The sequence below is a fragment of the Flavobacterium cyclinae genome (genome assembly GCF_021172145.1).
In the GTDB taxonomy this organism is placed as follows: Bacteria; Bacteroidota; Bacteroidia; order Flavobacteriales; family Flavobacteriaceae; genus Flavobacterium; species Flavobacterium cyclinae.
In genome coordinates this window covers 2,234,020-2,249,898 of sequence record NZ_CP089095.1, presented here as the reverse complement: position 1 = coordinate 2,249,898, position 15,879 = coordinate 2,234,020, and the positions used below count along the sequence as shown (strand labels likewise).

At 32.1% G+C, this 15,879-nt stretch carries 14 protein-coding genes; 6 read left to right on the top strand and 8 right to left on the bottom strand.

Annotated elements, in window-relative coordinates:
- The first annotated feature begins 66 nt into the window (after positions 1-66).
- Positions 67-828 carry a glycosyltransferase family 2 protein gene (locus tag LOS86_RS10450; RefSeq protein ID WP_231842050.1) on the top strand — a complete coding sequence of 254 codons (762 nt, stop codon included), beginning with the start codon at positions 67-69 and terminating at the stop codon, positions 826-828.
- On the opposite strand, the gene LOS86_RS10445 is transcribed toward LOS86_RS10450, so the two are convergent.
- Both LOS86_RS10445 and LOS86_RS10440 read right to left on the bottom strand, forming a co-directional pair.
- Entirely contained in the window at positions 814-2,682 is a 1,869-nt protein-coding gene (locus tag LOS86_RS10445) for an LTA synthase family protein (RefSeq protein ID WP_231842049.1), read from the bottom strand. The two genes, LOS86_RS10450 and LOS86_RS10445, sit on opposite strands and share 15 nt — an antisense overlap.
- Positions 2,683-2,841: 159 nt before the next feature.
- Positions 2,842-3,669, bottom strand: a complete 828-nt coding sequence (locus tag LOS86_RS10440) for a 2,3,4,5-tetrahydropyridine-2,6-dicarboxylate N-succinyltransferase (RefSeq protein WP_231842048.1) — start codon at positions 3,667-3,669, stop codon at positions 2,842-2,844.
- A 231-nt stretch (positions 3,670-3,900) separates the two neighbouring features.
- On the opposite strand from LOS86_RS10440, the gene mqo reads away from it, so the two are divergent.
- The 5 genes from mqo (at position 3,901) to mazG (ending at position 7,951) form a co-directional block, all read left to right on the top strand.
- Complete coding sequence (gene mqo / locus LOS86_RS10435) at positions 3,901-5,382, top strand: malate dehydrogenase (quinone) (protein ID WP_231842047.1); 1,482 nt, start codon at positions 3,901-3,903, stop codon at positions 5,380-5,382.
- 44 nt (positions 5,383-5,426) lie between these two features.
- Positions 5,427-5,837 carry a Holliday junction resolvase RuvX gene (ruvX, locus tag LOS86_RS10430; RefSeq protein WP_231842046.1) on the top strand — a complete coding sequence of 137 codons (411 nt, stop codon included), beginning with the start codon at positions 5,427-5,429 and terminating at the stop codon, positions 5,835-5,837.
- A gap of 65 nt (positions 5,838-5,902) precedes the next feature.
- Positions 5,903-6,490: a peptide deformylase gene (gene def, locus LOS86_RS10425; RefSeq protein ID WP_231842045.1), complete on the top strand. Its 588-nt coding sequence runs from the start codon at positions 5,903-5,905 to the stop codon at positions 6,488-6,490.
- A gap of 125 nt (positions 6,491-6,615) precedes the next feature.
- A complete protein-coding gene (locus LOS86_RS10420; RefSeq protein ID WP_231842044.1) occupies positions 6,616-7,050 on the top strand; it encodes a DUF5606 family protein in 435 nt (144 codons plus the stop codon).
- Between the two features lie 127 nt (positions 7,051-7,177).
- Positions 7,178-7,951, top strand: coding sequence for a nucleoside triphosphate pyrophosphohydrolase (gene mazG, locus LOS86_RS10415; protein ID WP_231842043.1), 774 nt, complete (start codon positions 7,178-7,180; stop codon positions 7,949-7,951).
- A gap of 324 nt (positions 7,952-8,275) precedes the next feature.
- Here mazG and LOS86_RS10410 read toward each other — a convergent pair whose 3' ends face one another.
- The 6 genes from LOS86_RS10410 to LOS86_RS10385 all read right to left on the bottom strand — a co-directional run bounded on the left by LOS86_RS10410 (position 8,276) and on the right by LOS86_RS10385 (position 15,870).
- Positions 8,276-8,755, bottom strand: coding sequence for a hypothetical protein (locus tag LOS86_RS10410; RefSeq protein ID WP_231842042.1), 480 nt, complete (start codon positions 8,753-8,755; stop codon positions 8,276-8,278).
- A 119-nt stretch (positions 8,756-8,874) separates the two neighbouring features.
- On the bottom strand, positions 8,875-10,758 hold the full coding sequence (locus LOS86_RS10405) for a DUF349 domain-containing protein (RefSeq protein WP_231842041.1): 1,884 nt from the start codon (positions 10,756-10,758) through the stop codon (positions 8,875-8,877).
- 491 nt (positions 10,759-11,249) lie between these two features.
- Positions 11,250-12,005 (bottom strand): shikimate dehydrogenase family protein, encoded by a 756-nt coding sequence (locus tag LOS86_RS10400; RefSeq protein WP_231842040.1) that lies wholly within the window; start codon positions 12,003-12,005, stop codon positions 11,250-11,252.
- Between the two features lie 88 nt (positions 12,006-12,093).
- Positions 12,094-13,062 carry a DUF368 domain-containing protein gene (locus LOS86_RS10395; RefSeq protein ID WP_231842039.1) on the bottom strand — a complete coding sequence of 323 codons (969 nt, stop codon included), beginning with the start codon at positions 13,060-13,062 and terminating at the stop codon, positions 12,094-12,096.
- Between the two features lie 57 nt (positions 13,063-13,119).
- Positions 13,120-14,514 (bottom strand): tetratricopeptide repeat protein, encoded by a 1,395-nt coding sequence (locus LOS86_RS10390; RefSeq protein ID WP_231842038.1) that lies wholly within the window; start codon positions 14,512-14,514, stop codon positions 13,120-13,122.
- A gap of 165 nt (positions 14,515-14,679) precedes the next feature.
- Positions 14,680-15,870 carry an aspartate aminotransferase family protein gene (locus LOS86_RS10385; RefSeq protein WP_231842037.1) on the bottom strand — a complete coding sequence of 397 codons (1,191 nt, stop codon included), beginning with the start codon at positions 15,868-15,870 and terminating at the stop codon, positions 14,680-14,682.
- Positions 15,871-15,879: the final 9 nt, after the last annotated feature.

Sequence of the window (15,879 nt, the reverse complement as noted above, 5' to 3'; positions counted from 1 at the left end):
AAATACACTGATTTTGAAACTTTGCCAACAAAATAATTTGATTACTTTTGTGAAAATTCAATTTTTATGGCAATTAGCGGTTTAGTTATTACTTATAATGAAGAAAAAAATATTGGGAAATGCATCGATGCTTTGTTTGAAGTATGTGATGAAGTTATCATTGTAGATTCGTTAAGTGCTGATAATACAGTGAAAATTGCAGAAGAAAAAGGTGCAAAAGTTATTTCTCAAAAGTTTCTTGGTGATGGACCACAACGTACGCACGGATTGCCTTTTTGTAAAAATGATTGGATTTTAAATTTAGATGCAGACGAGTTTTTAGATAAAGATGCCAAAGAGTTTATCTTAAATGGGAAGTATCTTGAAGGAAACTACGATGCTTTTTCGTTCCGAGTGAAGAACTTTTTAGCTGATGAATTAATCGATTTTTCAGGTTGGTATCCCGATCATAAAGTACGTTTTTTTAACAAGAAAACAGCAAAACCTTCAGAAGCGAAAGTGCATCAAAAAATTGAAACTACTAATGAGAAAAAAGTAGCCGTTCATATTTTACATTACGGTTGGGATTCTTTTGAGCAAATTATCGCTAAGAAAAATCAATATTCTACTTGGCATGCCCAACAACTTTTTGATCAAGGAAAAAGAGTAAACTCTTTTAAACCAATTCTTAATGGATTAACTGCTTTTGTAAGATGTTATTTCTTCAAAAAAGGAATTTTTAATGGAATTGACGGTATTACAATTGCTTTAATACAAGCGTTTTTTTCTCATATGAAATATGCTAAATTGTTGAAATTGCAACGCCAAGAAAAATTATTGAAGCGTTAATTTATTTCCAATCATTCTTTCATTAAATGATTGAATATACGCTTTTATAAACCTTTCCATTTCGGTTGCTTTTGCTTTTTCGATTTTCATTAAATTGGTTTTTAGCAATTCATCATTCTTGAAATTATACAATCCAATTGATTTTTTTCCGTCAAAAGCTAAATAATAATCTCCCGATACATAATGGTAAATGTTATCTAAATAATACACTACAAAATCCTTGTCGGACTGATACGATTTACCATACGTAATCATTTTACTATCGATATTCAAATAATCAATAATCGATGGCATAATGTCAATTTGTTGTAAATTCTTTAGATTTTTTCCAACCATAGAAGGATTTGAAGGATCAAAGAATAATATTGGGACTCTAAATTTCCCAACATTTGTTTTGAATTTTTTCTCAGTAGGTTCTGATGATGTATGATCTGCTGTAATAACAAAAAGAGTGTTTTTGTACCATTCTTGTTTTGAAGCTGTTTCAAAAAATCGTTTTAAAGCAAAATCAGCATAGGCAATACTTTCCTGAATTTTAGTAGTTCCTTTTGGAAATTTTCCTTTGTATTTTTCTGGAATAATGTATGGATTATGCGATGAAATTGTAAAAATTGTACTGAAAAATGGTTGTTTGAATTCGGTCATTTTACTTGAAAAATATTGCATAAATTCTTCATCAAAAATGCCCCATCTTCCATCAAATGCTTCTGGGCCCACATATTCGTTTTTACCGAAATAATTGTCAAAACCAGCTACTTTACAGTATTGGTCAAAATTCTGACTTCCGTTGAAAGCACCATGAAAAAATGCTGTTTGATAGCCGTTTTCTTTTAAAATTTTTGGTAAGCCGTAAACTTCATTTATAGAATAACTAGAAGTAATCAAAGAAGTATTCATTAAACTTGGAATGCTAGAAAGGGTTGAAGGAACCGCATCAATAGATAGTTTTCCATTGGCAAATCCGTTTTCAAAAAACAACGATTTCTTGATTAATTCATCTAAAAAAGGTGTTTGTCCACGTTGAATATTTTCTCTTCCAAAACTTTCTAAAATAATGATTACTACATTTTTTTTGTTTGGATTTCCCTCTGTTTTAAACTCAGTTATAGGACTAAAAATACTATTTAATTCTTGTTCTGAATAATATTTTGGGGATTCTAGAGTTTCTTTTTTACCAATGGTTTTTAAAATACAAAAAGGTGTGTTTAAAACAAGTGCCGATTGATTAATAGAACCATAATTTACAGCACTAACAATACCTATAGGTTTTTTTTGGATTCCACCACGTCCAAGTAATAAGATAAAGCCCATTAATAGTAAAAAAATACCTGTTTGTTTTGCTATTAAAGACCAATCAGCATTTTGTTCTGCCATCATTTTAAGACTAGGAATTAATTTCCAAAAAGTAACTCCTAATAAAATTGCTAATAGAGGTAAGTGCCAAAATTCAATTAAAAAAGAAAAGATCAAACCGCCAATTTCGTTTTCCATTCCACTCGCAGTTATCATTCCAAATGTACTTCTTCTACCAGTGAATTTGTAGTATTCAAAATCCACAAAATTGGTTAGTATAAATACAAAGTTAATTACGAAGAAAGATATTTTTAATGTTTTTTGATATCTTGTTTTATATTTAAAATTTCCTGGAATAAAATGAAATAAAGCAAAAATTATATTAATGAAAGCAAGAGCAGAAATATCGAAAAGGATTCCGCCTAAGAAACTTTTAGCAGCAACATTTTCAAATGCATTTTTGTTAAAAAAAAAGAATAATAAACGACAAATTTGATAAAAGAATAGAACTAATAAGTAACGTTTAAAAAATAATTTTACACTGCTTAAATAATTTGTCATACAAGATAATTTTCAGCAAATTTAAGTATTCGAATAAAATTTACAATTTATTTACATCTAATTTACTTTCTATTGAAAATAAAAATTCCAATTCACAACATTTTTATCATGAATTGGAACTAAACTTTGTACTTAAAACTTCGTATTTCGTACTTTGAATTATACCGCTACATTATATTCTCTTAAAGCATCATTCAAAGAAGTTTTCAAATCGGTTGAAGGTTTTCTTTGTCCAATGATGATGGCACATGGAACTTGATATTCTCCAGCAGGGAATTTCTTTGTATAACTTCCAGGAATTACTACCGAACGAGCTGGAACCACTCCTTTATATTCTAAGGGTTCATTACCTGTTACGTCAATAATTTTTGTAGAACCTGTTAAGCATACATTAGCACCTAGAACCGCTTCTTTTCCAACGTGAACTCCTTCAACTACAATACATCTTGAGCCAATGAATGCACCATCTTCAATGATTACAGGAGCAGCTTGTAATGGTTCTAAAACACCACCAATTCCTACACCACCACTTAAATGAACATGTTTTCCAATTTGAGCACAACTTCCTACTGTTGCCCATGTATCAACCATTGTGCCTTCATCAACATATGCGCCAATGTTAACATAACTAGGCATCATAATAACACCACTTGATATATAAGCACCATATCGTGCAACAGCATTAGGAACTACACGAATTCCTTTTTCAGCATAATTGCGTTTTAATAACATTTTGTCGTGATATTCAAAAATACCCGATTCCCAAGTTTCCATTTTTTGAATTGGGAAGTACATTACCACAGCTTTTTTCACCCATTCGTTTACTTTCCAGCCTCCCGAAACTTCGGGATCAACTGGTTCAGCCACACGAAGTTTTCCACTATCTAATAATTCTATTACTTCTCTTATGGCTTTTTGCGTAGTTTCTTCTTGAAGTAAAGCGCGGTTTTCCCAAGCTTGTTCTATTGTTGATTGTAAGCTATTCATCTTTTTTTTCTGCAAAGATAAAAGGTTTTTAAATTTTTATAGTATAAAAGATTTAATAGCATGATAATATCACAAATAATAGTTTTTATACTTAATAGTTTATTTTAACAAAATAGTTATTAACGATAACGTTTTCATTTATATTTTTTTAATAAAACCATATGTAAACATTTAATTTAATTAAAGTCATTGAAATATCTTTGCGATTTTTAATTCACAAAATATTTTATCATGGAAATAAAAGCAGATATTGTATTGGTTGGTTCAGGAATAATGAGCGCTACTTTAGGGACTTTATTAAAACAATTACAGCCTAATATTTCAATTGAAATTTTTGAAAAATTAGATGCTATTTCTACTGAAAGTTCTGATGCATGGAATAATGCAGGAACAGGTCATTCTGCTTTTTGCGAATTAAATTATACACCTCAAGACAGTAAAGGGAATATAAATATTTCTAAAGCAATCCAGATTGCTGAGCAATTTGAGGTTTCAAGACAATTTTGGTCATATTTGGTTAAAGAAAACTTAATCCAAACCCCTGAAAAGTTTATTAAAACAGTTCCTCATGTTAGTTTTGTTTGGGGTAAAAACAATGTCTCTTTTTTAAAGAAGCGATATAAGTTGATGACACAATCACCATTGTTTAAAGAAATGAAACTTTCAGTTGACCCTACAGAATTGAAAGAATGGATGCCTTTAGTAATGGAGGGAAGAAATGAAGATGAGCAAGTAGCTGGAACTTTTATGCAACGTGGAACTGATGTGAATTTTGGAAATTTAACACGTCAAATGTTTGGTTATTTGCAAAGTCAGCAAGATGTAAATATGCATTTTCAGCATGAAGTTGCCAAGTTGAAGAAAAATATAAATAATGAATGGGTTGTAAAGGTTAAAGATTTGCAAACTGGAAAAAAAAGAAAAATAATAACAAAATTTATCTTCATTGGTGCAGGTGGTGGCTCATTACCTTTGTTAGAAAAATCTAAAATTTTTGAAGGAAAAGGTTTTGGAGGTTTTCCAGTTAGTGGTCAATGGCTGCGTTGCACAAATGAAACTATCATCAAACAACATCATGCAAAAGTTTATGGTAAAGCTGCAATAGGAGCACCTCCAATGTCGGTTCCTCATTTAGATACTCGTGTTATCGGTGGGAAACAAGAATTATTATTTGGTCCCTATGCCGGATTTACAACTAAATTTTTGAAGAAAGGTTCGTATTTTGATTTATTGAAATCAATAAAAACGAGTAATCTTTGGCCAATGTTATATGCTGGAGCAAATAATATACCGCTTACAAAATATTTAATTGAACAAGTAATGCAATCGCATGAAGAACGTGTTGAAGCATTAAAAGAATATTTCCCTAATGCTAAACCAGAAGATTGGGTTTTAGAACAAGCAGGGAATCGAGTTCAAATTATTAAGAAAGATGAAAATGGTAAAGGAATATTGCAATTTGGTACAGAAATCGTTTCTTCTTCGGATTGTACTTTAGCCGCTTTATTAGGTGCTTCTCCTGGAGCTTCTACTGCGGTTTCAGTAATGATTGAATTACTCGAAAGATGTTTTGGTGAACAAATAAAATCGGCTGATTGGCAATCAAAAATGAAAATAATGATTCCCTCTTATGGTGCTCAACTAAACGAAAATGAAGAATTGTTTACTCAAGTAAAATCAAGTACAGCTAAAATATTACAATTAGAAGAATAGTTTTATTATTTAGAAGACCTTATATTTGCTTAAAATAGTAGTATATGCGAATTTTAGCAATAGATTACGGAATAAAACGGACAGGAATAGCTGTTACCGATGAAATGCAGATGATAGCTTTTGGCTTAACTACTGTAGCTTCTGAAACGGCAATTTCTTTTTTAAAGGATTATTTTGGTAAAGAAAAAGTAGAGAAAGTAATTTTGGGCGAACCAAAGCAAATGGATGGAACGCCTTCGCAAAGTGCGGAAATAATCAATAAATTTCTTGAGACTTTCAAAAGTAATTTTCCTGAAATGCCTGTTGAACGTGTAGATGAACGTTTTACTTCTAAAATGGCATTTCAAACCATGATTGATAGCGGTTTAAAGAAAAAACAACGTCAAAATAAAGCTTTGGTTGACGAAATTGCCGCAACAATTATGCTTCAGGATTATTTACATTACAAAAAATAGTACTTTTGCATCGAATTTGATGTAACAATTCCAACTTTAAGTTTACAAATAATAAAATTTACAGCATGATTTTACCAATATACGGATACGGAGAACCAGTTTTACGTAAAGTAGGAGAGGATATAACTCCAGAATATCCAAATCTAAAAGAAACAATTGCTAATATGTATGAAACCATGTATCATGCACATGGCGTAGGATTGGCGGCTCCACAAGTTGGATTGCCTATTCGTTTGTTCATTGTTGATACCGAACCTTTTTCTGATAGTGATGACGTTTCTAAAGAAGAAGCTGCCTTAATGAAAGATTTCAAAAAGACGTTTATTAATGCAAAAATCATCAAAGAAGAAGGTGATATTTGGGGATTCAACGAAGGTTGTTTAAGTATTCCCGATGTACGTGAAGATGTTTTTCGTCATGATAAAATTACGATAGAGTATATGGACGAAGACTTTAATAAAAAGACTGAAGTTTACGATGGTTTAATCGCGCGTGTTATTCAGCATGAATACGATCATATTGAAGGAATCTTATTTACAGATCATCTTTCAATGTTGAAAAAGAAGTTAATAGGGAAAAAATTGCAAAACATTATGGATGGTAAAGCAAGACCCGATTATAAAATGAAATACGTAAACAAAAAAGGACGTTAATTTGCAGTATTCAGTGTTCAGTTTTTAGTAATCAGTTAAATTTAAATTCTTTTAAACTTTTTACTTTTTACGTTTCACTTTTTACTTTAAAATAATATATTTGCCAACCTTAATAAGTAAGAAAAATGAGCATTCAAAAAATATTAGCTATTTCTGGGAAACCAGGTTTATATGAATTAAAAATTCAAACACGTACAGGATTTGTTGCCGAATCTTTATTAGACGGAAAAAAGATAACAGTAGGAATGAGAGCAAATGTAAGTTTGTTGTCTGAAATTGCAGTTTATACATACTCTGAAGAAGTTCGTTTAGCGGAAGTTTTCAAATCTATCGCTACAAAAGAAAATGATGGTTTAGCAATGTCTCATAAAGAAGATGATGCTAAATTAAAAGCTTACTTTAGAGAAATTTTACCAGAATTTGATGAGGACAGAGTATATACTTCTGATATCAAGAAAATCTTAAACTGGTACAACTTATTACAACCAAAAGGTTTTGTTTCTGTAGAAGCATTAACAAAAGAAATCAAACAAGAAGAAGAAACTCCAGCTGCTGAATAAGTAGTTAAAAATTATACTTTAAAATCCTGCGTTTTCCACGTGGGATTTTTTATTTTTACATAAACAAGTGCAAAAATCAATTTCAAGAACAATTTCAAACTTGAAACTTGAAACAAAAAACAAAATCATGAACACACGCCAACAACAACTACAAGCTTTCAACCGACTTTTAGATATCATGGACGATTTACGCGAAAAATGTCCGTGGGATAAAAAACAAACACTTGAAAGTCTTCGTCATTTGACGATTGAAGAAACCTACGAATTAGGCGACGCCATTTTAGATAACGATTTACAGGAAATCAAAAAAGAGTTGGGCGATTTGTTATTACATATTGTCTTTTATGCCAAAATTGGTAGCGAAACCAATGATTTTGATATCGCTGATGTTGCGAATTCCATTTGTGATAAATTAATTGATCGTCATCCACATATTTATAGCGATGTGGTGGTGGCTGACGAAGAGGAAGTAAAGCAAAATTGGGAAAAATTAAAACTGAAAGAAGGCAAAAAATCAGTATTAGAAGGTGTGCCAAAAAGTTTGCCTGCGTTAGTAAAAGCAAGTCGCATTCAAGATAAGGTAAAAGGCGTTGGATTTGATTGGGAAGAACCGCACCAAGTTTGGGACAAAGTACAAGAAGAACTAAACGAACTTCAAGTTGAGGTACAAGCCGGCAATCAAGATAAAATAGAAGCCGAATTTGGCGATGTTTTGTTTTCCATGATAAACTATGCCAGATTCTTAAAAGTAAACCCAGAAGACGCTTTAGAACGCACGAATAAAAAATTCATCAAACGTTTTCAATATTTAGAAAGTAAAGCCACAGAATTAGGCAAACCTTTAGCCGATATGACGTTAGCTGAAATGGATGTTTTTTGGGAAGAAGCGAAGAATTTGTAGTGTTCAGTGTTCAGTCTCAGTGTTCAGTCTCAGTGTTCAGTCTCAGTGTTCAGGTTTAACCACAAGGAGCACAAAGAAGGCACAAAGCACGCAAAGTTTATCCTCAATCTTGTCATGCTGTTAAGCATCTCTTTTATGTCATCCCTACGGGATTTTTTCAGCTATATTACTTTATGTTACCCATATTTCATGCCTAACGGCATTTTACATTAGTTTTATTTATTTTTTCTAGTTCCGTAGGAACGGAATGTAGGTAGCTCCGTAGGAACGTAATATGGGTAAAAAATCAACACAACGATTAGGAAGTCCTGTAGGGACGGTATTTTAATTTTTAGTTTGATTATTTTTCCATCTAGAAGCTTCTAAATATCCTTTCTCGAAATTTTCATAAAGCGATTTTAAAGTTAGATAATTATTCTTGTAGTAGTTCGAATGATTGTTTTCTAGTTTATCTAAATAAATTTTAAGTTTATCTTTATTTCTTTCAAAAAATGCTAAAGTTCCTTGATAATACCACCAAAATTGTTCGTCATTCTTTTCTTCTAAACCAATCATTGATTTTTTAAAATAGAAAATAGCTTTTTCATAATCATTTAAATAACCATAACTTCTAGCGATATGAAGATAATCTGCATGTTTATTTGTAGTAGAATCCGATTCAACTATATATAGCAAATGACTAGCTACTTCTAAATACTTGCCTTCTCTTTCCCATTTCCACCAAATGGGTTCATCTTGGTTATTTTGAGAGTATAAAAATATTGAATTTACTAAAAGGAATATTAAAAATAAATATTTTTTCATATAAGATATAACGAGTGTCAATAACGTTTTATCAAATATAACGAAAATCTTACAAAGTTAATTGTTGTGTTTTAAAATTGTCAACAAAAAAATCCCGAGCCTAAACTCGGGATTCTATCTTACATATTTTTAATTTGCTGTAGCTTTTCTTTCCACAATTTCAAGTCGTCTTTGTGGCGTTCAATGCTTTTTTGAACTTCTTTAATAAAAGGATTTTCACCTTTCGAACTACTGCTAATAAACTGAATGTTGTTTTCTAACTGGAAAATTTCGCTTTGTACTTCGTCGATTTTCTTTCTAATGAAGAATTGCTCTTGTTCTAAAGCTCTGCGGTCGTCGCCTTCTGCTAATTGCTCTAAGCGATTATTAAAACGCATCATTTCAGTGTCTTTTTTAGATAGGCTTAGTTTTTCAAACAAGGCATCTAAAATTTTATTGAATTTTCCTTCAATATGTCTTCTGTTATAAGGTACTTTTCCAAAGGTTTTCCAAGTCGCAATATGAGCTTTAATTGCATCCAAATCTGCTTTGTGTTCGCCAGTTAAAGTGAATGATTTTAACTCTTCTAAAAATGCTTTTTTCTTTTCAAATGCTTCTACTTCTTCACTAGTTTCGGCATTTCTTGCTTCATGCATTCTGTCGAAATATGCATTACAAGCATCTTTAAAGTCTTTCCAAACACTGTCAGAATATTTACGAGGTACGTGCCCAATTTTCTTCCAATCGTCTTGAATTTTCTTCATAATTGGAGTTGTAGCAGCAAAATCTGTGCTGTCTTGCAACGATTTTGCTTTTTCTACTAAAGCTAATTTTTTATTTAAATTATCTTGTTGCTCGTTTTTAATATCTTTATAGAAAACATTTTTATTCGCATTAAAAGCTCTAACTGCATTTTTAAAGTTAGCCCAAGTTTCCTCCGTTACTTCTGCTGGTACTTTTCCTGCTTTAAAGAACGCTTCACGCAGCGCTTCCATTTTCTGAATTTGCGCTTGCCATCCACTGTGCGAATCGATTTTCTCGTTTCCTAAAGCGATAATTTGCGAAATAATTTCATTTTTAACCGCTAAGTTGTCTGATTCTTTTGCTCTTGCTTCAGCATATAAACCTTCACGTTTATCGTGCATTTGTTTGGTGATTTCACTGAATTCGTTCCAAATTGCTTCTCTGTGTTCACGATCAACCGGACCAATTTCTTCTTTCCAAACGCGGTGTAATAATTGCAATTCACGGAACGCTTTCATCACGTCAGCTTCGTTCAACAATTCTTTGGCTTTGGCAATTATAGCTTGCTTTTGCTCTAAATTGTTTTTCAAATCTAAATCACGCGCTTCTTTGTCTAAGTGCATGATGTCGTAAAAACGCTCCATGTGAAAATGGTAGTTGTTCCACAAGATGTTGTATTTATCTCTTGGAATTGCACCGGCATTTTTCCAACGTTCGCGAATTTCGTTTACTTTTTTGAACATATCGCTAATACTTGCATCGCCTGAATCGATAAGGTTTTTTAATTCTTCGATTAAGCTTTCGCGTACCGCAAAGTTTTGTTCTAAATTGTTTTGTAATTGTTTAAAGTATTTCGCTTTGTTTGATTTATAGGTGTTGTAAATAGAATCAAACTTATTTTTTAATGGGAAATGATATTCAAACTCTAAACCTTCTTCGTTGTTTTGAGATAAGAATTCCTCTTTTTTCTCGTCTATAAAATGGTGATATTTGTCCGAAAAAGCTTTTCTGATGCCTTCAACATGGTCTTTAATCGCCATTACTTTTTCATTGTCGACTAATTTTTCTAATTCATCGGTTAAGGCTTCCATCGACATCGCATCGTAATCCAATACCGGAATTTCGTGCTTTTCTTTTATTGTATCATCTTCGCTTTCTTCTGCATTAGAATTGTCTATTTCCTCTAATACCGATTGACTAATAATGGTCACACCATCTAATTGTTCCATTTGGTCTTGTCCATCTGCGTTCTGCAGGTTATCATGTGTTGCTTCTGACATTGTGTAAATGCTTAAGGTTACTAATATGGTGTGAAGATACTAAAGCACTACGTAAATTCAAAAAAAATGAGGAATTATCTGTTATTTTATTTGAAACGAATGCTATAAGCTTTATTGTTATCCATTTTCCCGCTATCCGCTATACAAGGTGTCGCTCCTATCGGGGTTAGATAGCTGTCAAAAGGCTTTCTTGGGATTGGTTTTTAAAGCAGTTTTGGTTTTGTGTTTTTTCATTAGACTAACTTAAATACCGTTAGGCATGACATTAAAGAGATACATAACAGAATGACAAACTGTATGTAAAAAAAACTTTGCGAACTTTGCGAAAACTTTTGTGCTCTTTGCTGTTAAATTCTATGTTGTCTATGCCAAGTGCAACGTCCGAAGCGTCCGACTAAAATCAACACAAAGTAAATCTATTGTGTTTGTGTGTTTAAAAGAAAAATCAGTTATAATCCGCGCTTGAAAACCAGTGTCATCTGCGTGCTTACTTACTCATTCCAAATCTTCCAAGCCTTTTCCGCTTGTAAAACCAACATTTCATAACCATTTTTAGTCACGGCTCCTTGCTCTTTTGCGTTTCTTAAAAATGCGGTTTCTTCTGGATTATAAATTAAGTCGTAAGCAATATGTTTTTTGGTAAACAAGCTATAATCTAGTTTTGGACAATCATCAATATTCGGATAGGTGCCAACTGGAGTGGTATTGATGATTATAGTGTATTCTTCAAAAATAGTGGCGTCTAACTCTTCATATTTGTATTGAAACTCATCGGCAGTTCTTGAAACAAAATCGTATTCGATTTTTAAAGTTCGTAAAGCATAAGCAATTGCTTTACTGGCGCCTCCTGTTCCTAATATCAATGCTTTTTTATGGTGTTCTTTTAATAAGGGTTTTATTGATTTTTTAAATCCAAAATAATCGGTATTGTAACCTTTTAGATTTTTCTTTTTTGAAATTGTAATACAGTTTACAGCACCAATTTTTTTTGCCGTTTTTGATAATTTATCTAAATACGGAATAACCTCTTCTTTATACGGAATTGTTACATTTAAACCACGTAAACCTTTTATTTCAGTGATTGTTTTTGGAAAGTCTTTAATGCTTTCAATGTCGTAATTCTTGTATTCACAATTATCAAAATGACCTATTTCAAACTTTTCATTGAAATACTTTTTAGAAAAAGAATAGCTTATGTTTCGACCAATTAAGCCAAATTTCAACTGTTTTTTAGTTTTCTTTTTCATAAGTATTGAGTTAAAAAAATGAATTTTTCAAATATAATCAGTCTCTTTTTTTTATTTGTTACAAGAACGTTATTTTTTTTTAACAATTTTATTTTTTACCCAATTTACTTGCTATTTTTTCCATTCCAAAGATTAAAACAAAACCAAAAATGGCTAAGATTATTGCAATTGTAATTTGTGGTTCACCCTCAAAATTTTGGGGTAAAATACTTCTGTCAATATAAGGAACAACTTCTCCATGACTGTTAATTCTGGTTTCTAATACTTGTTTCCAAGGCCATACTTTGTTTAAAGAGCCCATCATAAAGCCTATTAATAATGTCAAAGTTGTATTTTTATGATGTTCAAACATCCAATGCAATATTTTAGAAAATGATTTCAGTCCTATTATTGCTCCAACCGCGAAAACGCCTAATTTTAATAAAGCCGAAATTAGAATTTCTGAATTAGCTGTTGTTAACCCTTCTCTAAAAGTATTAATTGTTCCAATTACGGTTTCATATGAACCCATTAAAAGTAAAATAAAAGCACCTGAAATTCCGGGTAAAATCATCGCAATAATGGCAATAAATCCAGATAAAAATAAATACCAATAACTATCAGGAGAACTCACCGGACGTGCAATAGTAATATAATAAGAAACCGTAATTCCGATTAGTAAAAATAAAATATCTACTAGTTTCCAATGTGTAATTTCTTTCCAAATTAAGGTAATACTCGCAATGATTAATCCAAAGAAAAACGACCAAACTAGTATAGGTTGTGTGTCTAGTAAATGTGTGATTACTTTTGAAAATGTAAGCACGCTAATTCCAATTCCAATCACTAAAGCTAATAAGAAACTACCATTTACTTGTTCCCAAGCTGCTTTTAGACCGTCTTTTTTTAGTGTTTTTAAGACCGAAAGATTTACATTATTTATACTATCAATTAATTCTTTATAAATTCCGGAAATAAAAGCTATAGTTCCTCCAGAAACACCTGGAACTACATCTGCAGCACCCATAGCTAATCCTTTAAGGGTAATAATCAAATAATCGGGAAAAAGTTTTCTCATGGCAATAAAAATTCCAAAGCATCGCTACTTTGGAATGGATTAAGGGTTGTTAATTCTCTATTTTTTAAACTTTGAAATCGTTTTTTGAACTTCTGTTCGTTCCCATACCACTGGGAATAATTCTTGAAACAAAGTTAGGTGTTTTGGTTCTAATTTCATTCCGTTTATTAAGTGAAGATTTCCTTTGGTAACATCGTCCATTAGAAAATACAATCCTGCCAAACGGTATTCGATTTCGTATTCATCTGGTAAAACATTACTAGCTTCTAAAAGAATTTCGATAGCAGTTTCAAATTCGCCTAAATATTGTAATACGTCTGTCCACAATGTGAACGTATCTAAATTGATGTCGCCACATTCAAATGCTTTACGGTAGCCGTATTCTGCTTCTTCAAAAAAATGTAAGGCGCTATTTACCGCAGCAAAACGTTTCCAATATAATGAGTTATCACCATCAATTCCAATCGCTTTGTTAACATAGTACAAGGCTTTTTGGAAGTTTTTTTGTCGAATGTAAAAATCAGTAATAGCAATCCAACCTTTGTCTAATAATGGATCTTCATGAACTGTTTTTAAGTAATAGTTTAAAGCAAATTCAGTATTTCCTAATCGCTCGTAACATTTTGCCACACGTAGCAATACAAAAGAAGAAGGGTCGTCTAATTCTAATGTAATATTGTAGCAATCAATCGCATCTTGATATTTTTTTAGTTTTTCGTATGATTTTGCTTTCTCCATGTACGCCCCTAAAAAGGTTTCGTCAATTAAAGTAGCATAATCAAAAGCCCAAACTGCTTTTTCGTAATTTTTCAAGGCGTAATATTGGCGTCCTAATTGATGCCAAGCCACTTCACTATATGGATTTTTATCAATAAATCGGTTTAGATAAACGATAGCATCTTCGTTTTGATCTAGGAAATCAAAACAATAAACCACATTATAAAGTGCTGAGTAATCTTCGGTATCTTCATCCAAACATTTGATGAAATTTTCTTTCGCCATTTCTAAATTATCCATAAACAGGTATTCCATACCTATCATAGAATATACATCAGCATAATCATCTGTATATTTTAAGGCAATTTCCAGAAAAGAAATGGCTTTTTCGTGTTCGTCTCTTTTAGAATGTATGTTGGCTTTTTGAATATAGATCTCTTCGTTAGTTGGTTCAATAGCATACAACTCGTTAAGAAGCTTTTCAGCAATATCGAGTTTGTCTTCGTAAACCAACATTTCAACTTGAACTAATTTTAATCCAGTAGATTTTGGATGTTGTTCTAAACCTAATTTTAGCGCTTTTTTGGCCAAATTCAATCGGCCCGTATCCATGTAATGAAGAATGATATCTTCAAACTCTTCAGAATCAAAGAAAAAAACTTTGTTGGTTTTTAACATTGATTCAAATTTAGATAAGGACAAGCTGTTTTCTTCTTCTTCGTGACTCAAATTCATAGCGCTTCGTTTTATGATTTTATCCTTATTAAAAGTAAGGAATAATATTGGGGTAGTGGTTTTGGGTGTGAATTGTTTTAAACAATTTAATTAACAATTTTCAATATCAATTTCAAAAATCAATTTCAACTGATAAAACATCCATCATCAAACATCTATCATCCATCATTTCAATTCTTTTTCTATCTCATTTAATACCTCAATAATAATGCCACAACCTTTTGTAATTTCTTCATTACTGATGGTTAATGGCGGCGTAATTCGAACAGCGCAACCTTCGAAAAGGAGCCAAAATAATATAACACCTCTTTTATGACAACGTAAAATTACTTCATTTGTAATTTCAGGAGAATCGGTCATTGCAGCCAACATAAGTCCTTTACCGCGAATTTCTTTGATTAAAGGGTGTACTAAAAGCTTCTTGAAAAGTTGTTCTTTTTCTAAAGTTTCAGCCATTAAATTAGTTTCGGTAACTTCTTGTAATGTTGCTAAACTCGCTGCTGCTATGACAGGATGTCCGCCAAAAGTGGTAATGTGACCTAGTTTAGGATCATGACTTAGTAAATCCATCATTTTTTCAGATGCTGTGAAAGCGCCTACAGGCATTCCGCCACCCATTCCTTTACCCATCACAACTACATCTGGAATAACATCATAGTTTTGGAATCCGAAAAGTTTTCCTGTGCGACCAAATCCAGGTTGGATTTCGTCTAATATCATGATAGCGCCTACTTCATCACAACGTTGGCGTACTTTTTTTAGAAAATCGTTTTGAGGCTCAATAAATCCAGCACCACCTTGAATCGTTTCTAATAAAACTCCAGCAGTTCTCGTAGTGATTTTTTCTAAATCGGCTTCGTTATTGAACGTTATAAAATCCACATCTGGAATTAACGGACGAAAAATTTGCTTGCGTTCTTCAAATCCCATCACGCTCATGCTTCCCATTGTATTGCCGTGATACGCATTGTTACATGAAATCAATTGACTTCTACCTGTAACTCTTCTGGCTAATTTCAAAGCACCTTCAATCGCTTCCGTACCGGAATTTACTAAATACGTTTTGGTAAGTGGATAGGGAAGGTGTTGGGCTAATAATTTACATAATTCTGTTGCTGGATGTTGGGCATATTCGCCATACACCATCACGTGAGAATAAGTGTCTAATTGTTTTTTGATGGCATCATTCACGCGTTGTGGTTGATGCCCTAATGTGTTTGCTGAAACTCCGGCAACCATGTCTAAGTAAGCGTTGCCAGCTGTATCATAAATATAAGAACCCTTAGCAAGAGATATTTCCATAGCTAATGGGTGAGGAGAGGTTTGCGCTTGGTATTTAAAAAAATCTTCAATCATGTTTTTAGT